Genomic DNA, 21,801 nt, shown 5'->3' on the forward strand with positions numbered 1-21,801 from the left:
GCTGCGTCCGAGCAGGTAGGCGGGGAGAACGGTACCGGTATGGATCATGCGCTTCCCACTGATGTCCGTAAGGCCCTGGCCGTGGTCGCCGAGCGCTGCCAGGTGCCGACCGGTGACGCCAGGATGCTGCGCCGACACAGCAACACCGTCATCGCACTGCCATCCGCCGGCCTGATCATCCGCATCGCCGGCAACCCGGACGCCTTCACAAAAGTGGCCACCTCGATCCAGGTCACACGCTGGCTGTCAGAACGCGGCTACCCCTGTGTGATCCCAGCCGACCCAGCAGGACCATTCCGGGTCGAGGGACGAGTGGTGTCGGCATGGCAGGCAGCCGACATCGACCCCGACCGGGCCGGCAGCGGCGGTGATCTGGGCATGCTGCTGCGCCGGCTGCACGATCAACCACACCCACCGTTTTCACTGCCATCGCTGCACGACCCGCTCGCCGGGGTAGCGGCCGCCATCGAACACCACCCCGATGCGATGACCACTGCCGACCGGACATGGCTACTGCAACGGATCCGGCAGTTGCGCCACCACTGGGCCAGGCTGAACTTCCCACACCCGCCGCGGCTGATCCATGCAGACGCCCACTCCAACAACCTTCTTCCTCTGCGCGGTGGAGGAGTACTGCTGGGCGATTGGGACCATGCGACGATCGGCCCCTGCGAATGGGACCTCATCCAGATCCACTACATGCACCGCCGCTTCGCCCGACACACCGACCAAGAGATCGAGGAGTTCACCGCCGTCTACGGCTGGGACATCCGCAACTGGGACGGATTCGAAACACTGCTGCGCATCCGAGAGATCAGCGGGCTGAGCCCCTACATCCGCCGCGCCCCCACCCAGCAGACGCTGCGAGCCGAGGTGACCCACCGGCTCGCCACTCTCCGACAGGGCGACGATCACGCCCGCTGGAACCCACCCTCCACCAGGTGACCACCGAGAGCGGCCACCACCACCCCATCCCAAGCCGAGAAATCCGTTGCCCTTCCTGCCCCCCCACGAACACACACCAGCCCGCCGCCGCGTGTAAGAGCCGGGCCAATGGACGCTGTCGGGCAGCGCTCCCGACGCCCACGCCAGCCGGCCTCCAGCGTGGCGATGATCTGCAGGTTCATCCCATGGCAGTGGTGCTTGCCGAGGGAGAAGGGCCGGTCGGCGGTCGGCCAGCCGATCGGGATCAGCGTGCGGTCCGGCACCAGCGGCTGCTCTCCACACGCCCGGGCGGCCTGCAGCGCCCGGTCCAGCTTGGGCGCGCGGGCGACCGGCGGGTTCACCGCCTCGTGCACGTAGCTGCAGGTAGGTGGGGGCCTGCGCCCCGAATCCGGTTCCGACCTGGGCATACGGCTTGGCCGGTATGCAGGTGGGCCAGCACCGGCAGGGCTTGGCCACTGCAGGTCAGGGCCCGGCGGCGGTGAGCGGCCGACAGCCGAACGGGGTGCTCGGCTCCGGGGCGGAGGACGTCGAGCATGGTCGATGGGGAAGCGACGCAAAACTTCTGGGCAGTGGGTCGTTGTGGTGGTGCAGACACCTCCTCCCAGGGGCTTTATGACTTTCAGAGCGCAACGAGGCAACGTCTCCCAACGTGTTCAACATCCCTGGTGCACGCTTCGTCCCGGCGTGTTCCGTTCAATTTCGTTGAGAAAACCTCAGTCATGGCGCCTGCTCATAGATCCGTCGCTGGGTCGCCAGGAGGCAGGGCTCTGGGCTTTGCACCGGGACCCGGGAGTGGAGCGGGTGGCCTCTGCCTCGTCTCCGCCGTCCGACGCCGCCGGGCGGCCGCTCGCCTCGCCCCTCTTCTTCAGGGCGTCTGAGAAGTCCTCCATGAGCTCCGCGGCGGGCCGGTCCAGCGGCCGGTGCACGGAGGTGAGGGGGTCAGCTGTTCTTGAAGGGGTTGAAGGTGCGTCCCGCAAGGTAGCTCAGGCGGATGGGCAGGGGCTTCATGAGGGCGGCGGAGATCTTGTTGACGAGGCCGGGGATGCAGACGGGTTTGCCGTCCTGGACGGCTTTCCAGCCCTCGGCCACGACGGCTTCGGGGTGCTGCCACAGGATGCGGGGAAGGCGGTTGGCCTTGTCGCGGGTGCCCATGACGTCGTGGAACTCGGTGTAGGTGAAGCCGGGGCACAGAGCGGTGACGTGGATGCCGTAGGGCTTGAGCTCCATGTCGAGGGCTTGGGAGACGTTGAGGACGTAAGACTTGATGCCGGTGTAGAGGAGGCTCGCGGCGGGTGGGGCGAACGCGGCGAGGGAGGACAGGTTGACGATGCGTCCCCAGCGGCGTTCCTTCATGCCGGGGATGACCAGGTGGGCGAGTTCGGTCTGGGCGGTCACCATCAGCTGGATCTCCCCGGCGAGGGTCTCCCAGGGGGTGTCGGCGAACGCGGTCTTGCCCGACAGCCCGGCGTTGTTGATGAGGACGTCGATGTCCAGGCCCTGGGTGCGTGCGTAGTCCACGATCGCCTTGGGGGCGGCGGGGTCGGTGAGGTCGGCGGTGAACACCTCATAGCGCCGCTTGCCGCCGTGCCGGTCGGCCAGCTCCGCGGCCAGGTCCTGGAGGCGGTCGGTGCGGCGGGCGACCAGCAGGAGCTGGTAGCCGCGGGCGGCCAGGTGGCGGGCGAAGGTCGCGCCGATGCCTGCGGAGGCGCCGGTGATGAGCGCGGTGCGGGGGGTGGTGGTCATGCGAAGGTTCCTTCGGTCGGACTGATGGCGAGAAGACCGCTGCCGGGGAGCCGGGTGATGAGGCCGACGCCGGGCAGGGTCGCGGACGTGTGCGCCCCGGGCCGGGCGGCGGGGGCGGCGAAGCTCTCGGCGACGGCGGTGCGTCGGCCCAGAGAGGCCGGGGTGATCCGGCCGTCGATGCGGGCGCGGCCTCCGGCGGCGAGGGCCGGCGCCGGGCCGCTCTTGCGGGTCGGGCGGGCGCTCGGCTCACCGGTATGGCCGCCGGCGCCATGCCGCGGCCGCTTCGTCATGGGCCGGTTTCCCTGCGGCTGGGCAGTTCCCGCGGGCCGGGGGTGAAGCCGCGGCGGGCGGTGCCGACGTCGCCGCGGTAGGGGCCGACGGGGCCGGTGAGCAGGAACGGCAGCGGGATGCGGCGCTGACGCTCGGTGAACCCCCAGGTCCCGATGCCCAGGTAGACGCCGGGTGCCGCGCGGCGGACCTCGTCGACCATGTTGATCGCCCCGCATACCGAGCCATAGGCGCGGTAGACGAGCGTGTAGGCGGGACGGCCGTCATAGCGTGACGGCGCGATGAGCGTGTGCATCGCATAGCGCTGCCGGACGCGGCCGAACTGGCGGAAGGTGTTGTAGCCGCGCCCGGTCCGGTCATCGACGGGCCGGAACCCCTTGCACAGCCACCTTGCGAACGGGTTCGACACCGCCGCGTGCCCGGTCACCGAGGCGAAGGCGTTGGGCTGAGCCAGCAGCCGGGCGGCGTACTCCCCGTTCATCTCCTCAATGGACGGGGCGGGCAGCGTGGTGAAGAGCGCCAGCAGCTCGGTCGTGTTCAGACCGAGCAGCTCGGCGGCCGCGGGATCGGTCTTCATGGGCCCACCTCATGTCTTGAATGGTCTTCAAGAAAGCTAGCGTGTTCTTGAAGGGCATTCAAGATAGGATGCGGAGGTGCCCCGGAACCGACGTCCCCAGGACCGCGAGGAGAAGCGCGAGGAGATCCTCGCCGTCGCCCAGCGGCTGTTCATCGACGACGGCTACGAGTCGACGTCCATGGGCCGGATCGCCAAGCACGCCGGCGTCACCGTCAACACGATCTACTGGTACTTCCGCGACAAGGACGACCTGCTCATCGCCGTCCTGGACCGCCTGCTGACCGAAGCCCTCGCCCAGTACGCGACCATCGCCGACCGGCCGCTCAACGAGCGCCTCCTATGGGCCGTAGACCAGCTCGAAAGACTGCACGGCCTCGTCAACACCGTCCACACCCGCGCCGCGGCCTCACCCGCCGTCCACGCCTGGCACACCGGCTTCCACGAACTCGCCGAGACCCTGATCGCCGACGACCTCCGCAAAGCCGGCGCCGCCGAAGCCGACCTCCCCGCCATGATCGCGATCGGCACCTTCGTCATCGAAGGCCTCCTCACCCACCGGCGCGACGAGGCCGGCAAACGAGCCGTGATCGACCTCCTCGTCCACAGGCTCACCACCACGCCGACCCGCACCTGACCGGGAACCACACGGGCCCGCATCGCAACGGCGGCAATGCCTCCGCTCCCGGCGGGGCGTTGGAGAGTCGTTCGGTTCCTCGACGCCCCTGTCCGAAGCTCTCCTCACCGCCGGAACGCCCCTGCAACCTGCCGGTAGAACGTGGTGAGAGCCTCGGGCGCTCAACAACGACAGATCCCTACGCGCACGCAGAGACAGTCCCGTTTTCGACACTGCCTCTGACGGACGTTTGTCCCCCGCAATTGTCTCAGGCTCAATTACACCTTTAGCTGGGCAGACCTCTTACCGGCACGGGAGACCCGCTGACCCCGCAGAGCAGCACAAATACTTCTGAAAAATGAGCAAGTTGTCGAGGACGGCCGTCCACACGCGACGTCCCAGGCCGGACCTATGACACGAAGCGGCCACGCGGGAATGTGCGGACGGGCGCGCGGAGAGCTGTGGCCTTGCTCGTCGGCTCGTTCCGGCACCCGGCCGCGCATTCCGTAGGCCTGCGGGTCTGTGACGCTGCGGCCTTACCGGCGGTCGGGCTCTGGGCGTTGGCTTCCTCACATCGGCTGCCGCTTGCCGGGCATCGTCGTTCCGAGACCGTTCAGACGCCGACCGACTGGCCGGTCATCAGGGGAAGGATGGTCCCGCGGATGTGCGCCTCGTCGGGGGTCGTGCCGTGGTGGAACAGGTGCTGCAGGATCAGGGCCTGTCCCAGGTCGGTGCGGGCGTCCAGGTCGGCGGGGGTGCCGATGATGCGGGTCAGGTGAGTGCGGACGGCTTCGCGGGCGGGGGCGAGTTTCGCCTCGCGGACTGCGGCGGCCACCTCTGAGTCCGGGGCGGTCAGCAGCACCGCCAGCAGCGTCCGGTGTCTGCGGAGCTGCACGGCGAACTTCATCAGCACCGTGACCAGGTCGCCGGCCGGGTCGTCGGTGGGCTCGACCGCGACGGGCGGGGCGGCGCTGCGCAGTGCGTCGACGACCAGAGCGTATTTGGTCGGCCAGCGCCGGTACAGCGAGCCGAGGCCGATTCCCGCGCGGCGGCCGACGTCGGCCATGCGCAGCCGTTCGTAGCCGCCGCCGTCGAGCAGCGTCAGCGTCTCGCGCAGGACCGCCCGGTCGAGGGCGGGGTCACGGGGGCGCGCCCGCCTCCTTCGGTATCCCATGGCGAGCTCCTGATTTTCTTGGCGGGCTGTCGCGGAACTGTTCTCCGTATTGTCCTCCGTTTCTCTGTGGGCGGGTTCACGAGCCGGTGAAGACCGGTTTTCGGCGTGTCAGGAACGCCTCGACGGCTGCCGAGTGGTCGCGGGTGCAGCCCAGCGCGGTCTGTTCGGCGGCCTCGGCGGCGAGTGTTTCGGGGAGCGTCCGGGACGGGGCTGCCAGCAGCAGCCGTTTGGTCGCGGCGATCGCCTTGGTCGGGCCCTGGGCGAGCCGCCGGGCGAGTGCCATCGCGTGCGGCCTCACCTGGTCGGGGGCGACGATGTCCCCGGCGAACCCCCATTGGGCGGCCTGGTGGGGGGTGAACGGTTCCGCCTGGAGCATCAGCGACAGGGCGCGGGCGCGTCCCACCGCCTGCACCAGGGTCGCCGATAGGCCGGAGTCGCAGGTCAGCCCCACCTTGTGGAAGGCCGTCGCCAAGGTGGCCTGCGACGACCAGACCTGCAGGTCGCAGGCGAGCGCGAACCCCAGGCCGGCGCCGACGCAGGTGCCGTTGACGGCCGCGATCACGGGCTTGGGCATCGTGGCCAGCAGCAACGTGATCGGGTTGTAGTGCTTTTCGACCGTCTCCCCGGCCCTCCCGGGGTCGGCCGCGAGGGCCTGCCGGAGCTCGCGGAGGTCCTGCCCGACGGTGAACGCCTCCCCCTCCCCGGTCAGCACCACGGCCCGGACCGCTTCGTCGCCGGCGGCCTTCCGCAGCGCGCTCAGCAAAGCCGTCTTCAAAGCGGTGTTCAATGCGTTGCCCTGGGCGGGGCGGTTCAGCCGGACGAGAGCGACCCCGTCGGCCACGTCGAGCAGGACCTCGTTCACGACAGCCTCTCGTAGAGGACGACGGGGTTGCCGCAGGGGTCGGTGACCACGATCCGCCGCTCGTGCGGGCCGGTCACCGGGGCGCCGGCCGACAGCCGCTCGGCGTGGGCGTCCAGGTCATCGACCTGGATGCTGACGACCGTGCGGCCTGCGACGGGCTGCTGGGACTCGTCGGCCAGGCCGATGGTGGTGTGGCCGTCGGTGACGGCGGCGTAGCGGTCGCCGTCGCGGAAGCGCGTCGTCAAGCCGAGCGCGGTGTAGAACTCCAGTTGGGCGTCCAGGTCGGCGGCCGGGACGATGACGTGACCGATCTTCATGACGATGTCCTCGCCTTCGCGGGCTCGGCCTTCGGGCGGAACCGTGGCATCACCTCGCGGGCGAAGCGCTCGACGATCTCCACGGACCGCTCGATCGGCAGGCCCAGCCACTGGGTGCGGAAGATGAAGTGGTTGAAGCCGGCGGACGCGAAGTCCTCGATCTTGGCGGCGATGTCGTCCGGCGACCCGAAGAACAGGGCCTTGTGCTTGATGGCCTCCCACTGGGTTTCGAAGTAGTCCATGCCGTAGCGGACGTACTCGCCGTAGGAGGCGCGGGCCGCGGCCCCGGCGATCGCGTACGCCTCCTCGAAGGAGTCGGCGACGCACAGGTCCCGGTGGATGGGGAACACCATGTCCTCTTCGTCGAACCCGGCGGCCTTGCGCTGGGCGCGGTACTCGGCGAGGTTGCCGACCGCCCAGTTGCGCCGGACGTTGGAGGAGGCGAGCCAGGGGTGGCCGGCGCGGGCGATGCGCTGGATGCCGACCGGGCCGTTGGCGCCGATCCACACCGGGGGCCCGGGTTTTTGCACCGGCAGGACGCTGCACCGGGCGTTCTCCAGTGCGAAGTGCCTGCCCTGGTGGGAGACCGGCTCACCGGTCCAGAGCTTGTGCATGCACTCCAGGGCCTCATACATCCGCGAGACGCGGGTGCGGCGGTCGATGCCGAAGGCGGCGAACTCGTCCTCCCGGTAGCCGGCGCCGACGCCGAGGACGAACCGGCCGCCCGACATCTGGTCGATGGTCGCGATCTCCTCGGCCCAGTGCACCGGGTGCCCCAGCGGGAGGATGAGGATGCCGGTGCCGATCTGCATGGATCCCGAGTGGTCGATGAGCCGTGCCAGCAGCGGAAGCGGCTGGGGGGTGCTCAGCGAGGACAGGTAGTGGTGGATGCCGAAGATCGAGTCGAAGCCGAGGTCGCGGACGTGCTGGGTGAACTCCACCAGCTCGCCGACGCGGCGGTTGATGTCGTCGCCGTGCCGGTACTGGTGGTCGAGGAGGATTCCGAATTTCACGGCGGTTTCCACTTCTACTCGGCGGCGCGGGTCTCGCCGAGGCGGAAGTAGGGGGCGACGAGCTTGTCGCGCTCCTCCAGGGCCTTGGCGACGCCCTTTTCACGGCGCTCCCGCAGGAAGTTCCAGTCCCCCTCGTCGAAGCTGAGGTTGGTGGCCCAGCCGTGGCCGACCCACCCGGTCATGGCGCCGAGCCCCTTGCCGCGGGCCTCCATGATGATCTGCATCATGGCCTTGCCCATCATGAGCGAGTCCAGCGGCATGACCGCGATCGCGTCGGCGTAGTCGTTGACCCACTTCTCCAGCTCGTCGGGCTGAACGACCTTGGTCACCAGGCCCTTGCGCTCGGCCTCCTCGGCGCCGATGGCGCGCATGGTGAGCATGACGTCCTTCATGGTGGTCAGGCCCACCTTCTCGATCCAGTGGTACATGTCCTGCGGGCCGGGCCCCAGGTAGCGGAACGCCGGGTGGGTGAACTTGGCGTCGGGGGTCGCGATGACGATGTCGGACGAGAGCGCGATCTGGAAGTGCCCGCCGTAGCAGTAGCCCTGGACCTGGCAGATCGTCGCCTTGAGCGACTCGATGATCGGGCGGGTGAAGCCCGAGGACAGGACGTTGCGGTCGGGGAGGATGCGCTGGCGCTGGGAGGGCCGGCGGCGCGACTCCTTGTCCTTGCCGGACTTGTAGCCGATGTAGTGGCCGAGTTCGGAGGCGTCCGCGCCGGTGCCGAAGTGGTCGCCTTCGCCCTTGAAGACGATGACCTTGACGCGGTCGTCGGCCTCGGCCTCGCGGACCAGGTCGCCGATGCGTTCGAAGGCGGCGACCGGCAGGGCGTTGAGCCGTTCGGGCCGGTCGAAGGTGATGGTGGCGACGGACCGCTGCTCGTCCACGTGGTACTTGACGTAGGAGGCGAGGACCTCGGGGTCGGTCTCCATGTGCTCGGCGTCCCAGTGGTTGCGCAGCAGTTCCGCTTCGCTCTTCTTCACGGGTTCTCCTGGAAAGCTCGTCTGTGGGAAGGGATGTGCAGGGGCGGGTGGTCAGCGGAAGGCGGGGAAGACCTCCGCGGCGAACAGGCGCAGCGAGGCGTGGATCTTCTCCACCGGCATGCCCAGCCAGCCCGGCCGGAAGATGACGTGGTTGAACCCCAGCTCGCGCAGGGCGCCGATGCGTTCGATGAGGAACTCCGGGGAGCCCAGCAGCAGGGTGTGGCGCACCAGCTCGTCGAACCGGTCGCGCTGCCAGCGCAGCGCGGGGTACTCGGCGTAGGTGGCGTACTCGGTGCGGGCATACGGCAGCGCCGTCTCCACGGCCTGCTGGGTGGTGGGCGCGCAGTACAGCTCGACCCCGATCGGCCGTTCGACGGAGGCGGGGTCCTTGCCGTACTCGGCGAGCGCCTCGTTGTAGACGGCGACGTGTTTGGGCAGGTATCCGGGGTTGGGCGAGTTGCCCGGGGCGTACCAGGCGTCGCCGAGCCGGGCGGCCCGGCGCACCGCCGTCCTGCCGCCCGCGCCGATCCAGATCGGCGGGCCGCCCGGAGTGAGCGGGCGGATGCCGATGGTGCCGCCGGAGAGGGGGTAGAACTCGCCGTCGTGGTCGACGGTCTCTCCCGACCACAGCGCCCGGATGAGGCGGATGCTCTCGTCGAACCGGCGGAACCGGGTGGCCGGATCGACGCCGAAGGCGGCGAACTCGTTGTCGCGGTAGCCGGCGCCGACGCCGAGGACGACCCGCCCGCCCGACAGGTGGTCGAGGGTGGCGAACTCCTCGGCGATGTGCGCCGGGTGGAACAGCGGCAGGATGAGGATTCCCGTGCCGAGGGTCATGGTGCCCGAGCGCGGGATGAGGCTCGCCGTCATCGAGATGGGCTGCGGCGTCGCCAGGTTCGACTGGAAGTGGTTGATCGTCCAGACCGAGTCATAGCCCAGTTCCGCGGCCAGTTCGACGGTGCTGAACAGCTCATCCAGCCGCTTTCGCAGGTCGTCGCCGTGCGGGTACTGGTGCGAGGCCATGATGCCGAACTTCACCGGCGCGGCCCCCCTTCTGAGTCGGGCACCGCGACGCGGCTGATCTTGCCGGATGCGGTGCGTTGCAGTTCGGGGACGAACTCCACCCGCCGCGGGGCCTTGAAGTGAGCGAGCCGGTCCCGGGCGAAGGCGATCAGTTCCTCGGCCAGCTCGGCGTCGGAGAGCGGCGCGGCGGTATCGCGGACGACGAGCGCGACCGGGATCTCCCCCAGCCGGTCGTCCGGCCGGCCGAGGACGCGCACGTCGCGCACGTACTGGTGCTCGCGCAGCACATCCTCGATCTCCTCGGGCCACACCTGGAAGCCGCCGCACTTGATCATGTCGCGTTTGCGGCCCACCAGCCACAGCACGCCGTCCTCATCGACGTAGCCGATGTCGCCGGTGTGGACCCACCCGTCGCGGACCAGCGCCGCCGAGGCCTCGGCGTCGTCCACATAGCCCTTGGTCAGCCGGGAGCGGACGACGATCTCTCCTTGTTGTCCGGGCGGCAGGGCGCGCCCGTCCTCGTCGCGGATCTCCAGTTCGACGCCGGGGTAGATCCGGCCGGCCGAGCCCGGCTTCCACAGCCCGGCCTTCATGTCCTTGCCGGTCCAGCCGGCGATGTGGCCGGATTCGGTGGAGCCGTAGTTGACCAGGATCGGCACGCCGTAGCGCAGCTCGAAGTCGCGCCGCAGCTTCCAGGAGATGGCCTGGCCGGCCACCAGGACGTGTTTGACCCCCGTGAAGGGCAGGTCGCGTTCGGCGTGCACGATGTCGTAGATCATCGTGGGCAGGAAGAAGAAGTTGTCGAACGCGAACCGTTCCATCAGGGCGGCCAGGCGATCGACGCCGAAGCGTTCCCACACCACCGCGCCGCGGCCGACGAAGTAGGCGAACATCAGCGCGTGCTGGCCGCCGGAGTGGAACAGCGGCAGCGCGATCAGGTTGGGTTTGGCGTCCGGTGACGCGCTCCCCTGCTCGTCGGTGCCGGTGGAGACCTTGGCGAGGCGGCGCAGCGAGTCGAGGGTCCCGCCGTGGGTGACGCTGACGGCCTTGGGACGCCCGGTGGTCCCGCCGGTGAACAGGATGCAGGACTCGGCGTCCGGCTCGACCGGTACGGCCTCGACGTGGGCCTGGTGGCCCCATTCCAGCGGCGGGTGGCCGGCCACCGGCCCGCCCGTCTCCCCGGGCGGCCCCACCGACCGGATGGTCACGCCCGGCGCTTTGAGGTCTTGGAGCACCTCGGCGCGCCGGACGTCGGCCAGCAGGAGCTTGGGGTCGGTCTTGGCGATCGACTCGGCCAGCTCCTCGGCGTTGTACAGGCTGCTGATCGTCACCGGGACGGCGCCGATCTTCCAGGCGCCGAACAGGAAGAACACGATCTCCGGGCCGTTGACCAGGTAGAGGCCGACCCGGTCGCCGGCGCCGACGCCGGCGGCCGCAAGGGCCTGGGCCACGCCGCCGGCGATGAGATCGACCTGCTGGAAGGTCCACGACCGGCCGTCCTCGGCGTGCAGGCCGGGGACGGAGCCGCGGTCGCGGGCCCGGGCCTGGAGGATTTCGGCGAGGTTGGTGCCGGTCACCGCACACCTCCCTGGTCGGATGCGGGGCCTTGCGGGGCCGCGGGGGGATCGAGCCGGGGGATGACCTCGGCGCCGAACCGGCGGATCTGCTCCATCGCCTCCTCCTGCCCGGCGCCCACGAACTGGAGCCGCAGCGACACCTCGGTGATGCCGAGGTCGCGTTCCCAGCGGTGGAGCTTGGCGACGATGTCGTCGGCGGTGCCGATGAGGCAGTCCTCGGCCATGTACCGGTCGATGTCGAGGCGTTGGGCGTCGTCCCAGGACTTGTAGCCGGCGTACTGGCGTTCCAGGTGGGGCCGTACCGCGGCGACGGCGGCGGCGCGGGTGTCGGCGAGGTAGGCCTCCCGGGCCATGGGGTAGTCGCGTTCCAGCGAGAACCCGTGCTCGGTGAGGGTGTCGCGGTACACCTTCAGCAGCGCCGCCACTTCGGCGTCGTTGCCCTTGGGGCCGATGAGCCAGGGGGCGTCCAGGCGGGCCGCCCGCCGGACGGCCCCTTCGGCGAACGCGCCGATCCAGATCGGCGGGCCGCCCGGCTGGACGGGGCGCAGCGGCAGGCTCGCCCCTTCCGCCTCGCCCCAGCTGCCCGCCAGGTCAACGGTCTCGCCTCGCCACAGGGCCCGCAGCGCCGGCACGTACTCGCGCAGCCGGCGCAGCCGGTCGTCCCAGGCGACGCCGAAGGCCGCGGTCTCCCGCTTGCGGTAGCCGGCGCCGATCCCGACGGTCAGCCGCCCGCCGGTGATCACGTCCAGGGAGGCGAGGTCCTCGGCGAGGGCGATGGGGTTGAGCAGCGGGGCGAGCAGGACGCCGAAGCCGATGCGGATGCGCTCAGTGGCGCCGGCCAGGTACCCGGCGAGGGGGATCGGCTGCAGGAACGCCGATTTGGCCAGGTAGTGGTGGCCGAGGTAGACGGCGTGGAAGCCGGCCTCTTCGGCCGCGGCGGCCTGCCGCACCACGCCGTCCAGTCCCTCGACCGCCGAGGCGGCGGGGTCGAACTGGGCGCTGAGAAAGACGCTGATCTTCACCCGGCGACCGCCTCCGTCGACGAGGCGGCCTGCTCGTCCTCCTGGGCGCGGAAGTGCGGGATGACCTTGGTGGCGAACTCTTCCATCGACTTCAGCGCGGTCTTGCGGTCCAGGCTGGGGATGCGCAGCCAGCAGATGTAGTGGGTGATGCCGAGCTGCTCGCGCAGCATCTCGATGGTCTCGATGACCTTCTGGGGCGAGCCGAAGTTGCCGCCGTGGGTCAGCGTCTTCTCGAGGGTGAGCAGCTTGATGTTCTTGGCGACGGCCTCGTAGTAGGAGCGTTCCTGCTCCAGGGCCTCCTTGGAGCCGGGGATGACCTTCCCGACGGTCCGGTAGTAGTTCAGCGCGGCCTGCGCCGCCTCATGAAGGCCCTCTTCGCCCTCACCGCACCACACCTGCTGCATGAACGGCAGATCGTATTGAGTGATGTCGTGGCCGTTCTCCTCCATCGCGGTGCGGTAGAGGTTGAAGTTCTTCTGCATGATCCCCAGCGGCGTGAAGTTGGGGGAGGTGATGATCGCCTCGCCGCGGGCGCCGCGTTCGCGGAAGCTGTCGGGCGAGACGGTGCCCTGCAGGATGGGCGGCCCGCCCGCGGTGAGCGGCCGGGGGTAGGTGGTGACGTCGTCGAGCTGGAAGAACTCGCCATGGTAGCTGAAGTTCTCCTGCGACAGCGCCAGCCGGAGCACCTCCAGGCTCTCCTGGTAGCGGCGCTTGGACTCCTCCAGGGGGACGCCGAAGCCGCGGAACTCGGCCGGCTGGTAGCCGCGGCCGACGCCGATGGCGACCCGGCCGCCGGACAGCACGTCCAGCGCGGCGATGTCCTCGGCCAGCCGCAGCGGGTGGTGCAGCGGCAGCACCACCACGGCGGTGCCGATGGTGATGCGCTTGGTGCGCTCGGCGATCGCCATGGCGAGGTTCAGCGGGTTGCCGAGGATGCCGTACTTGGAGAAGTGGTGCTCGGCCAGCCAGACCGAGTCGAAGCCGAGCTGGTCGGCCAGCTCGATCTCTTCGAGGGTCTCACGCAGGACCTCATGGTCTGAGGTCCCCTCGGCGACGGGGAACAGGTTCATGATTCCGAATTTCATCGAACACTCCCTAATTCCGACCAGTCGGTATGTTCAGGACCGAAGAAAGGGACCGGTCACGGGCCCGGTGGGCCGGCTCAGGACGCCCCGGCCTGCGCCTTTCTGCGGCGCTGCACCTGCAGGCGCCCCACGCGCCTGCGGTGCCACCGGCCGCGGCCCAGCCACGCGTCCAGCACGTGCGCGCGGCGCAGGAACAGGTGGGGATCGGCCTCCATCGTGATGCCCATGCCGCCGTGCACCTGGATGCACCGCTCGGCGGCGAACACCGCGGCGCTCCCGGCGGCCGCCTTGGCGGCGTGGACGAGGCTCTCGGCCTCCGGGCGCCCCTTGTCGACCGCCCAGGCCGCATACAAGGTCAGGTCCCAGGCCGCCTTGCGGCGCGTCACCGCGTCGGCGAGCTGGAAGGCCACCCCCTGGAAGGAGCCGATGACGCGGCCGAACTGCGTGCGGGTGCGGGCGTGCCCGGCCGCCAGCTCGATCGCGCCGGCGGCGACGCCGCACAGCTGCGCGGCGGCCACCAGGGCGGCCCGCCCGGCTCCCAGGCCCACCGGCGCGGTCTGCGCCGGCGCCGCCAGCGTCACATCCGACAGCGGCACCGAGGGGTCGAGCGACTCGCGGACGGTGATGCGCTCCGGCTCGGCGATCCAGACGCCGTCGGCGGCCAGCGCCACGACCTTGTCGGCCTGCACCGCGTACGGCACGAGGGTGCGGACCAGCGGGTCCGCGGCCTCGCGCCCCGGCCAGCCGGGGTCGCCGGGAAGGTCGACCGCGGGCGTGAGGACCGTGCGGCCCGCCAGCACATCGTCGGGCAGCGCGCCGAGCCCCAGCGCCAGCTGGACGGCGGCGGCGTGCGCCGGGAAGCGGCTGGGCACCAGGTGCTCGCCGAGGGCTTCGACCGCCACCAGCAGATCCACCAGGGACGAGCCCATGCCGCCGGCCGACTCGGGCACCCCGAGCAGCCCGAAATCACCGAGCAGGACCGCGTCGCAGGCGGGCTCGCGCCACTGCCCGGCGAGCGCGTCGCGGGCGGTGACCTTCTCTTCCTTGGCGATCGAGCGGACGGACTGTTGGATGTCCCGCTGCTCGGGGGTGAACGTCGCTTTCATTGCGCCACTCCGCTCAACGTGACCGGGGCAGGTTCAGCACCCGCTCCGCGAGAATCGACTTTTGAACCTCCTCGGTGCCGCCCTCGATCGTGTGGGCGCGCGAGCGGAGGTAATGACGCATCCGGGCCGCGGCGCCCTCGCCGTCGAGCAGCACCCCGCCGGCGGCGTCCAGCTGCACCGCAAGACGGTTCGCCTCCTGGACGACCCCCGCCCACAGGCTCTTGAGGGCCGAGGTCTCCGGGCCGGGCGCACCGCCGGCCTGGGTCTCCCCGATCATGCGCAGCGACCCGATGCGGACGGCCTCGGCGTCGGCGTACAGCGCGCCGAGCGCGTCCAGCACCGCCGTATCGTCGGCCAGACCCCGTTCGATCGCCAGGTCGGTGAGCCGGTCGACGGCCTGCCGCGCCCACACCCACAGGCTCAGCGCCATGGTGCCGCGCTCGAACGCCAGCGTGGTCAGCGCCACCCGCCAGCCGTTGCCGACGCCGCCGAGCACGTCCTCATCGGGGACGAACACCTCATCCAGGAACATCTCGTTGAACTCGGCGTCCCCGTTGAGCATCACCAGCGGCCGGACCGTGAACCGGTCCATCGGCGCCAGGAAGTAGGTGATGCCCTCGTGCTTGGGCGCGTCCGGGTCGGTGCGCGCCAGCAGCAGGCACTTGTCGGCGTTGTGGGCGTTGGAGGTCCAGATCTTGGAGCCGTTGATGACCCAGCCGCCGTCGACCTTGACCGCCCTGGTCTGCAGGCTGGCCAGGTCGGAGCCGGAGCCCGGCTCGCTGAAGCCCTGGCACCAGTACTCGGTGCCATTCAGGATGCCGGGCAGGTGGCGGGCCTTCTGCTCGGCGGTGCCGTGCACGATGATGGTCGGCCCGGCCAGGTACATGCCGACCCCGTTGAGCGGGTAGGGCGCGCCGCGCAGCTCGGCCTCCTCGTTGAAGATGGCCTGCGCGGTGGAGTCCAGGCCGCGTCCGCCGTACTCGACCGGCCAGGACAGGCCGGCCCAGTTCCCGGCGCAGATGCGCTCCTGCCAGATGCGCGACCAGTGGGCGCGCTCCGCCTCCGACAGGCCTTCTTGGGGCGGGATGTCGTCGAGCGCCTCATCCAGCCAGGCGCCGACCTCCTGCCGGAAGGCCCGCTCCTTGGGGGTGTCGTCGAAGTCCATGGTCTCCTGTTCGCTCTCACTTGGCGGGGGCCGGCAGACGGACGGCGTCCTGGGCGTCGCCGAGCCGGGCCTTGTACAGCTTTCCGTTGGGGTCGCGCGGCAGCGCCGAGTGCACCACGTACTCGGTGGGCAGCTTGGGCTTGGCCAGCCGCCCGGCGAGGTACTCGTGGACGGCCGCCACGGCGGCCTCGGGCGCGGGGGCGGCGTCGGTGAGGGTCAGGTGGGCCACCGGCACCTCGCCGTAGTCGTCGTGGGGGACGCCGAGCACGCCCGCGTCCGCGATCCACTCGTGCTCCAGCAGCGCCGCCTCGATCTCGGCCGGGTACACGTTCACCCCGCCCACCAGGATCATCTCCGAGGCCCGGCCGGTGATGAACAGGTAGCCGTCCTCATCGACGTACCCCATGTCCCAGACGGTCATCAGGCCGTCGCGGCGGGAGCCGCGGGTCTTTTCCGGGTCGTTGTGGTACTCGGCCACATCGTCGCCCTGGCGCATGTAGACGATGCCGACCTGGCCGGGCGGCAGCTCGTTGCCGTCCCGGTCGAGGATCTTCAGGGTGGAGATCGAGGCGGGCCGACCGACGGTGCCGGGGCGCTCCAGCCACTCGTGGGGCCGGGCGATGGTGGTGCCGACCTCGGTGGAGCCGTAGTACTCGTAGACGACCGGGCCGAACCAGTCCATGATCTGCTTTTTGACCTCGACCGGGCACGGCGCGGCGCCGTGCAGCACATACCGCAGCGAGGAGACGTCGTAGCGCTCGCGCACCTCCTTGGGAAGCTGCAGCAGCCGGTGGAAGTGGGTGGGGACCATGGCGGTGCCGGTCACCCGGTGCCGCTGGACCCGCTCCAGGAAGCCCTCGGGGGTCCAGCCGTCCATGAGCACCATGGTGCCGCCCCAGTTCAGCGCGCCGATCGCGGGCGTGATGTTGGCCGAGTGATACAGCGGGGCCGACACCAGCCAGGCGCCGAAGGCGTCGCGGCTCATGCCGAACTCCTTGAACAGCCACACGTAGGTGAGGGCGCCCTGGTCGGCGCTGATGCCGCTCAGGGGGCGCTTGACGCCCTTGGGGCGGCCGGTGGTGCCGGAGGTGTACATCATCAGCGACCCGTGGGGGGTGCGCTCGGGGTCGGTCGCGGGCATCCCCGCGGTCAGCTCCGAGAGCGGACGGGCCCGCTTGGGGGTGCCGTCCACGAACACCTTGACGCCGGGGCCGGCCGCATCCAGCACGGTGTCTTCCGCCCGCTGGGAGCACAGCACCACCTTGGCGCCGCTGTCTTGGAGGATGTAGGCGATCTCGGGGGCGGTGAGGTGGTAGTTGATGGTGACCAGGTAGATGCCGGACTGCATGGCCGCCAGGTAGGCGGTGACCATGGCGGGGCTGTTGGTCATGACGACGGCGATGGTGTCGCCCTCGTTCACCCCTTGGGCGCGCAGCCCGTGGCAGACCCGGTTCACCTCGGCGAACAGCTCGCCGTAGGTGATGCGCTCATCGTCGGCCGTGATGATCGCGCACAGCTCCGGGTCGGACACCGCCCACAGCCGGAAGCCGATCTGCTCCTGCGTCCCCTGGCTCATTGCGCTCCCTATCGTACATTCCGACCATCCGGTATGTTTTGCCCACACTAGAGGGGAGCAGCCAGCATGTCCATACCTGTCGATACCGCACATGCCGCCGCCTACCGTTCCCGCCGCATTCCCGAGCCGCTGCAGGTCACCGGCGGCGTCTGGGCGGTGCCGGTGCCGCTGGGCGACAGCCCGCTGGGGTACATCACCGTCTTTCTGGTGGAGACCGGCGACGGGCTCGTCCTCATCGACGCCGGGTACGAACACCCCTCCTGCTGGAAGTCGTTCACCGCGACGGTCGCCGAGCTCGGGCTCGACCTGGCGGCCGTCCGCCTGGTGCTGCTCACCCACAACCACCCCGACCACGTCGGGTTCGCCGACCGGGTGCGGGCGCTGTCCGGGGCGCGAGTGGTCATGGGACGCGCCGACGACTTCGCCCACCAGCGGAGCGTCCGCGGCGGCTTCCTGGTCCAGTTGCGGCGCGCCCTGGACATGACCGGTGCGCCGCCGGAGGTGACCGACGCCATGTACCGGGCCGCGCTCAAGGTCGCCAAGCACTCGGAGAGCCTCGAGCCGGACCTGACGCCCGAGGGCGACAGCGAGCACGTCGTCGGCGACGTCACCTTCCTCGGCCTGCACACCCCCGGCCACACCTACGGCCACACCGTCTACATCGACACGTCGCGCGGCGTGGTGTTCACCGGGGACACGTTGATGGCCGAAGGGCCGACTCAACTCGCCGTGCCGAGCCTGCCGGGCGACGACCCCGCCGGGGACCTGCTGGCGTCCCTGGACCGCATCCGCGACCTGGACGTGCAGATCGCCTGCCCGGCCCACCAGTTCCCCTACCGCGACGTCGCCGCCCGCGCCGCCGAGCTGAAGGCCTTCCACCAGGCCGAGCTGGAGGCCGTGGCGAAGCTGCTGCGGACCCACCGGACGGCCTGGGAGATCGCCCCGCACCTGAGGTGGTCCAAGCCGTGGGACGAGCTCGGCATCGGAGGCAAACGGTTCGCCCTGATCCATACGCTCTCACTCGTGCTGGCCGCCGGCCGCTGAAGCGCCGCCCGTCCCCCGGTCGCGATCCTCATAGGCCCAGTCCGGGGTCAGCCTCGGGCGCATCTCGCGCAGGGACCGTTTGAGGATCTTGCCGGAGGGGTTGGTGGGCAGCTCCTCGACCAGGTAGATCTCCTTGGGGACCTTGAAGCCGCCGAGCCGCCGCCGGGCGTGCTCGATCAGATCGGCGGCGTCCAGACCGGGCCGGCCCACCACGAAGGCCACCGGCACCTCCACCCAGCGGGGGTGCGGGGCCCCCACCACCGCGACCGCCAGGACCTTCGGGTGATCGGCCAGCACGTTCTCGATCTCGGCGCTCGACATGTTCTCGCCGCCGCTGCGGATCATGTCCTTGAGGCGGTCGCGGATGTACAGGTAGCCGTCCTCGTCGAAGCACCCGATGTCGCCGGTGTGGAACCAGCCGTCGCGGAACGCCTCCGCGGTCGCCTCGGGATCGTCCAGGTAGCCGGGGCTGACCTTGGGACCGCGGGCGACGACCTCGCCCTCGGCCCCCACCCCGACGTCATTGCCCGCCGGATCGACGACCCGCACGTCCACCCCGACCAGCGGCAGCCCCACCGAGCCCGGCTTGGTCTCCATGTGGGCCTCATCCAGGTAGGTCAGGCCCGAGCAGGTCTCGGTGAGGCCGTAGCCCTCGATCAGGCGGGCGTTGGGGAACAGGGCGCGGGCGACCTTGAACAGCGCGGGCGACACCTGCGAGAAGATCAGCCAGCGCACCGACGACAGGTCCGCCCGGGTGGTCTCGGCCGCGCGGCGCATCATGTCGAGCATGGTCGCCGCGACCACCATGCCGGTGATGCGCTCGGCCTCGATCGCGGTCAGCACCCGAGCCGGGTCGAACCGGCGCTGCAGCACCATGCACCCGCCGACCTGCCAGATCGCATACCCGGGCAGATCGGTGCCGCCGACGTGGTACAGGGGCGCGAAGTTCAAGATCCGGTCATCGGCGCGCAGGCCCAGCTCCACGATCTGGGCGTACATGTTGGCGTTGACATTGCCGTGGGTGAGCATCACGCCCTTGGGCAGGCTGGTGGTGCCGGAGGTGTAGACGATCCGCTGCAGCGCCGCATCGTCCAACTCGGCGTCGGGCACTCGGGCGCCCCGGTGCGCGGCGATGAGGGACCGCACGTCGATCCAGCCGCCCGCGTCGTCGATGGGTTCGAGGGCGTAGCGGCGGACCTGCGGGAGCGTCGCTGTGGCCGCGGCCGTCAGCGGCGCGAACTCCGGGACGGTCGCGACCGCCTCGACCGCGGCGCGCTCCATCAACTGCCGCAGCTCCCCGGCGGTGAGCCGGTAGTTCAGCGGCACGGACACCGCGCCGAGCTTGGCCAGCGCCAGCGAGAGCATGAGGAACTCGGGGACGTTGCCGGCGACCACCGCGACGCGGCTGTCGCGGCCGACGCCCTGCTCCCGCAGCCCGGCGGCGAGCGCGTGCACCTCGGCGGCCAGCTCCCGGTAGGTCCAGCAGCGGTCCTGGTAGACCAGGGCCTCCCGGTCGGCGAAGCGGATCGCGTTGGCGCCCAGAATCCGGGCGAGGTTCGCGGTGCTCATCCCAGGCCCTCCCGCTCGCGCAGCTTGGTCTTGAGGACCTTGCCCGAGTCGTTGCGCGGCAGTGCGTCCACGACCTCGATGTATTTGGGCACCTTGTATTTGGCGAGGTTGTTCAGGCAGTGCCGCCGGATCTCCTCGGCCGCCTCCGGTGCGGGCTCGCGCAGGATGACGAACGCCTTGGGCACCTCGTCCCAGCGTTCGTCGGGGACGCCGATGACCGCGACCTCCGCGACCAGCGGGTGCTCGGCGATGACCCGTTCGACCTCGGCGCCGGCGATGTTCTCCCCGCCGGACTTGATGAGGTCGGTGCGGCGATCGACGAACCACAGATAGCCGTCCTCATCCAGCCTGCCGACGTCGCCGGTGCGGAACCAGCCGTCGCGGCGGGTGCGCCTGTTGGCCTCCTCGTCCCTCCAGTAGCCGGGTGAGACCTTGTCCCCCCGCACGATGATCTCGCCCGGCACGCCGGGCGGCACCGGCCGGAAGTCCTCGTCCACGATCCGGATGTGGACGCCGGGGAACGGCGCGCCGCAGGCCCCCAGCTTGGACTCCTCGTGGGCGGCGTCCATGTAGCAGGCGCCGTTGGTCAGCTCGGTCATGCCGAAGGTGTCGATGGTGCGCACGTGCGGGAACATGCGCTTGACCCGGCGGCGGACCTCCGGCGCCACGCCGGCGAACAGCAGGTAGCGCACCGAGTCGAAGTCGGGCCGCGGATCCAGCTTCATCAGGTCGAACAGGATCTGCGCGGCCGGCACCAACCCGGTGATGCGTTCCTCGGCGACGATCCGGGCGATGTCGGGCGCCTTGAAAGACGGGGTCAGCACCATCGTCGCCCCGGCCACGAAGGTCGCCAGGCCCGGCGCCTCCAGGCCGCTGACGTGGAACAGCGGCGCGGAGATGAGGATCCGGTCGGCCTGGGTGAGCTCCAGCTCCAGGAGCTGGGCGCGGTGGTTGGCGATGAGGTTGCCGTAGGTGTGGATGACGCCCTTGGGCCGGGAGGTGGTGCCGGAGGTGTACAGCAGCCGGTGGATGTCGTCGGAGTCCTTCTCGGCGTCCGCGACGCGGACGCCCGGCGGCTGCGCCGCGAGCAGGTCCTCCAGGCGCACCGCGCCCTCGATCACCTCCTGCTGGTTGGCGACGGTGACCCGCAGGTCGGTGTGCCGGGCGACGTGCTCGGCCACGTCACGGAAATCGTCGTCGTACAGCAGGCCGGTGATGCCGGCGTGGCCGATGATGTAGGCCTGCTCGGCGGGGTGCAGCCGCCAGTTCAGCGGCACGCCGATGGCGCCGAGGCGGCTGAGGGCCAGCAGTTCGAAGATGTAGGTGGCGGTGTTGCGGCCCAGCACGCCGACCAGGTCAGAGGGGGTGACCCCGGCGTCGCGCAGCGCGGCGGCGTGCCGGTCCACCTCGGCGTCCAACTCGGCGTAGGTCCAGCGCCCGTCGCCATCGACGAGCGCCTCGCGGTCGGCGCGGCGCAGCGCCTGCAGCCGGAGCGTCTCACTGAAGTTGCTCGTGGCCATCAGTCCTTTGCCTCCGCCTGCTTGTCGCGGAAGGCCTTGATCTCCTCGCGGCTCGGCAGGCTGACGAACTCCAGCAGGTTGCCGTCCAGGTCGCGGGCGGCGAACGCGGTGATGTAGCCGTAGTTGTCCAGCAGGACCCGGCGCGGCGGGCCGAGGCACTCGGCGCCGAGGCCGGAGATCCGCCGGTAGACCTCCTCGATCTCCTCGTGCGGCACCTGGAAACTGAGCAGGAACGGGCCGAGCTCGCGGTGCCCGGCGGTGGCGGTGCGCTCGGCGGGTGCGTTCCACTCGATGAGCTCGAGCTGGCCGATCTGGCTCGGCCCCTGCAGGTACTGGACCCTGCCGGTGGTTCCCTTCGGCAGGGCGAGCGACTCTTCGATGCCGGGCCCGCCGACCTCGGCGCGCAGCGTCTTGCGGTAGCCGAGGGCCTTTTCATAGAAGTCGGCGGCGCGGTCGAGGTCCGACACGATCATCGCCACGTGATGGATCTCGCTGACGGGCATGAGGATCCTCCTCCCCTGGACGGTCTGGACGACTCGGTGAACGCCCCGCCCGCAACCGGTGAGGCGGCCGGTGCGGGCGGGGCGCGAACGGTGGGG

General features: G+C 70.4%; 21 protein-coding genes. 3 read left to right on the top strand and 18 right to left on the bottom strand.

What is annotated here, in order from left to right:
* Positions 1 to 945, top strand: a 945-nt coding sequence (locus BUE48_RS13285; protein WP_286989985.1) for a phosphotransferase family protein, incomplete at its 5' end; no start/stop codon positions are given.
* Here the strand turns inward: BUE48_RS13285 and BUE48_RS13290 are convergent.
* From BUE48_RS13290 to BUE48_RS13300, 3 genes are all read right to left on the bottom strand, one after another.
* Positions 912 to 1,298: a hypothetical protein gene (locus tag BUE48_RS13290; RefSeq protein ID WP_286989986.1), complete on the bottom strand. Its 387-nt coding sequence runs from the start codon at positions 1,296 to 1,298 to the stop codon at positions 912 to 914. The genes BUE48_RS13285 and BUE48_RS13290 overlap by 34 nt on opposite strands.
* A gap of 586 nt (positions 1,299 to 1,884) precedes the next feature.
* Positions 1,885 to 2,688, bottom strand: coding sequence for an SDR family NAD(P)-dependent oxidoreductase (locus BUE48_RS13295; protein ID WP_286989988.1), 804 nt, complete (start codon positions 2,686 to 2,688; stop codon positions 1,885 to 1,887).
* Between the two features lie 286 nt (positions 2,689 to 2,974).
* Positions 2,975 to 3,553: a hypothetical protein gene (locus BUE48_RS13300; RefSeq protein WP_286989990.1), complete on the bottom strand. Its 579-nt coding sequence runs from the start codon at positions 3,551 to 3,553 to the stop codon at positions 2,975 to 2,977.
* 76 nt (positions 3,554 to 3,629) lie between these two features.
* Between BUE48_RS13300 and BUE48_RS13305 the strand changes: the two genes are divergently transcribed.
* Complete coding sequence (locus tag BUE48_RS13305; protein WP_012853030.1) at positions 3,630 to 4,187, top strand: TetR/AcrR family transcriptional regulator; 558 nt, start codon at positions 3,630 to 3,632, stop codon at positions 4,185 to 4,187.
* A 592-nt stretch (positions 4,188 to 4,779) separates the two neighbouring features.
* Here the strand turns inward: BUE48_RS13305 and BUE48_RS13310 are convergent.
* From BUE48_RS13310 to BUE48_RS13365, 12 genes are all read right to left on the bottom strand, one after another.
* A complete protein-coding gene (locus tag BUE48_RS13310) occupies positions 4,780 to 5,340 on the bottom strand; it encodes a TetR/AcrR family transcriptional regulator (protein ID WP_286989992.1) in 561 nt (186 codons plus the stop codon).
* Between the two features lie 76 nt (positions 5,341 to 5,416).
* Complete coding sequence (locus BUE48_RS13315; RefSeq protein WP_286989994.1) at positions 5,417 to 6,202, bottom strand: enoyl-CoA hydratase/isomerase family protein; 786 nt, start codon at positions 6,200 to 6,202, stop codon at positions 5,417 to 5,419.
* Complete coding sequence (locus BUE48_RS13320; protein ID WP_012853033.1) at positions 6,199 to 6,519, bottom strand: VOC family protein; 321 nt, start codon at positions 6,517 to 6,519, stop codon at positions 6,199 to 6,201. Before BUE48_RS13320 ends, BUE48_RS13315 begins: the two co-directional genes overlap by 4 nt.
* Positions 6,516 to 7,532, bottom strand: coding sequence for an LLM class flavin-dependent oxidoreductase (locus tag BUE48_RS13325; protein ID WP_169313028.1), 1,017 nt, complete (start codon positions 7,530 to 7,532; stop codon positions 6,516 to 6,518). Before BUE48_RS13325 ends, BUE48_RS13320 begins: the two co-directional genes overlap by 4 nt.
* 14 nt (positions 7,533 to 7,546) lie before the next feature.
* Positions 7,547 to 8,515, bottom strand: a complete 969-nt coding sequence (locus BUE48_RS13330) for an enoyl-CoA hydratase/isomerase family protein (protein WP_012853035.1) — start codon at positions 8,513 to 8,515, stop codon at positions 7,547 to 7,549.
* A 51-nt stretch (positions 8,516 to 8,566) separates the two neighbouring features.
* Positions 8,567 to 9,553, bottom strand: a complete 987-nt coding sequence (locus BUE48_RS13335; protein ID WP_286989996.1) for an LLM class flavin-dependent oxidoreductase — start codon at positions 9,551 to 9,553, stop codon at positions 8,567 to 8,569.
* Entirely contained in the window at positions 9,550 to 11,115 is a 1,566-nt protein-coding gene (locus BUE48_RS13340) for a class I adenylate-forming enzyme family protein (protein ID WP_286989997.1), read from the bottom strand. The genes BUE48_RS13335 and BUE48_RS13340 overlap by 4 nt, the downstream gene beginning before the upstream one ends.
* Positions 11,112 to 12,137, bottom strand: a complete 1,026-nt coding sequence (locus tag BUE48_RS13345) for an LLM class flavin-dependent oxidoreductase (protein ID WP_012853038.1) — start codon at positions 12,135 to 12,137, stop codon at positions 11,112 to 11,114. The genes BUE48_RS13340 and BUE48_RS13345 overlap by 4 nt, the downstream gene beginning before the upstream one ends.
* On the bottom strand, positions 12,134 to 13,222 hold the full coding sequence (locus BUE48_RS13350; RefSeq protein ID WP_012853039.1) for an LLM class flavin-dependent oxidoreductase: 1,089 nt from the start codon (positions 13,220 to 13,222) through the stop codon (positions 12,134 to 12,136). The genes BUE48_RS13345 and BUE48_RS13350 overlap by 4 nt, the downstream gene beginning before the upstream one ends.
* Before the next feature lie 77 nt (positions 13,223 to 13,299).
* The gene (locus tag BUE48_RS13355) at positions 13,300 to 14,328 is read right to left on the bottom strand and encodes an acyl-CoA dehydrogenase family protein (protein ID WP_286989999.1); all 1,029 of its coding nucleotides are present in this window, start codon (positions 14,326 to 14,328) and stop codon (positions 13,300 to 13,302) included.
* A gap of 13 nt (positions 14,329 to 14,341) precedes the next feature.
* Positions 14,342 to 15,493 carry an acyl-CoA dehydrogenase family protein gene (locus BUE48_RS13360; protein ID WP_012853041.1) on the bottom strand — a complete coding sequence of 384 codons (1,152 nt, stop codon included), beginning with the start codon at positions 15,491 to 15,493 and terminating at the stop codon, positions 14,342 to 14,344.
* A gap of 16 nt (positions 15,494 to 15,509) precedes the next feature.
* Positions 15,510 to 17,069 (bottom strand): AMP-binding protein, encoded by a 1,560-nt coding sequence (locus tag BUE48_RS13365; RefSeq protein WP_286990001.1) that lies wholly within the window; start codon positions 17,067 to 17,069, stop codon positions 15,510 to 15,512.
* Positions 17,070 to 17,135: 66 nt separating this feature from the next.
* On the opposite strand from BUE48_RS13365, the gene BUE48_RS13370 reads away from it, so the two are divergent.
* Positions 17,136 to 18,113 carry an MBL fold metallo-hydrolase gene (locus BUE48_RS13370; RefSeq protein ID WP_286990002.1) on the top strand — a complete coding sequence of 326 codons (978 nt, stop codon included), beginning with the start codon at positions 17,136 to 17,138 and terminating at the stop codon, positions 18,111 to 18,113.
* Here the strand turns inward: BUE48_RS13370 and BUE48_RS13375 are convergent.
* The 3 genes from BUE48_RS13375 to BUE48_RS13385 are packed head-to-tail and all read right to left on the bottom strand — an operon-like array spanning position 18,087 to position 21,705.
* Positions 18,087 to 19,682, bottom strand: a complete 1,596-nt coding sequence (locus BUE48_RS13375; protein ID WP_012853044.1) for a class I adenylate-forming enzyme family protein — start codon at positions 19,680 to 19,682, stop codon at positions 18,087 to 18,089. The genes BUE48_RS13370 and BUE48_RS13375 overlap by 27 nt on opposite strands.
* Positions 19,679 to 21,202, bottom strand: coding sequence for a class I adenylate-forming enzyme family protein (locus BUE48_RS13380; RefSeq protein WP_286990004.1), 1,524 nt, complete (start codon positions 21,200 to 21,202; stop codon positions 19,679 to 19,681). The genes BUE48_RS13375 and BUE48_RS13380 overlap by 4 nt, the downstream gene beginning before the upstream one ends.
* A complete protein-coding gene (locus BUE48_RS13385) occupies positions 21,202 to 21,705 on the bottom strand; it encodes a VOC family protein (RefSeq protein WP_286990005.1) in 504 nt (167 codons plus the stop codon). The genes BUE48_RS13380 and BUE48_RS13385 overlap by 1 nt, the downstream gene beginning before the upstream one ends.
* Positions 21,706 to 21,801: the final 96 nt, after the last annotated feature.

Source organism: Thermomonospora sp. CIF 1 (assembly GCF_001896795.1).
GTDB lineage: Bacteria > Actinomycetota > Actinomycetes > Streptosporangiales > Streptosporangiaceae > Thermomonospora > Thermomonospora curvata.

What these genes read in the sequence shown, in the direction of transcription:
- BUE48_RS13350 (WP_012853039.1), bottom strand. Translation starts at nt 13,222, where the DNA reads ATGAAATTCGGAATCATGAACCTGTTCCCCGTCGCCGAGGGGACCTCA.
- BUE48_RS13360 (WP_012853041.1), bottom strand. Translation starts at nt 15,493, where the DNA reads ATGGACTTCGACGACACCCCCAAGGAGCGGGCCTTCCGGCAGGAGGTC.
- BUE48_RS13385 (WP_286990005.1), bottom strand. Translation starts at nt 21,705, where the DNA reads ATGCCCGTCAGCGAGATCCATCACGTGGCGATGATCGTGTCGGACCTC.
- BUE48_RS13310 (WP_286989992.1), bottom strand. Translation starts at nt 5,340, where the DNA reads ATGGGATACCGAAGGAGGCGGGCGCGCCCCCGTGACCCCGCCCTCGAC.
- BUE48_RS13380 (WP_286990004.1), bottom strand. Translation starts at nt 21,202, where the DNA reads ATGGCCACGAGCAACTTCAGTGAGACGCTCCGGCTGCAGGCGCTGCGC.
- BUE48_RS13295 (WP_286989988.1), bottom strand. Translation starts at nt 2,688, where the DNA reads ATGACCACCACCCCCCGCACCGCGCTCATCACCGGCGCCTCCGCAGGC.
- BUE48_RS13370 (WP_286990002.1), top strand. Translation starts at nt 17,136, where the DNA reads ATGTCCATACCTGTCGATACCGCACATGCCGCCGCCTACCGTTCCCGC.
- BUE48_RS13320 (WP_012853033.1), bottom strand. Translation starts at nt 6,519, where the DNA reads ATGAAGATCGGTCACGTCATCGTCCCGGCCGCCGACCTGGACGCCCAA.
- BUE48_RS13365 (WP_286990001.1), bottom strand. Translation starts at nt 17,069, where the DNA reads ATGAGCCAGGGGACGCAGGAGCAGATCGGCTTCCGGCTGTGGGCGGTG.
- BUE48_RS13355 (WP_286989999.1), bottom strand. Translation starts at nt 14,328, where the DNA reads ATGAAAGCGACGTTCACCCCCGAGCAGCGGGACATCCAACAGTCCGTC.
- BUE48_RS13300 (WP_286989990.1), bottom strand. Translation starts at nt 3,553, where the DNA reads ATGAAGACCGATCCCGCGGCCGCCGAGCTGCTCGGTCTGAACACGACC.
- BUE48_RS13375 (WP_012853044.1), bottom strand. Translation starts at nt 19,682, where the DNA reads ATGAGCACCGCGAACCTCGCCCGGATTCTGGGCGCCAACGCGATCCGC.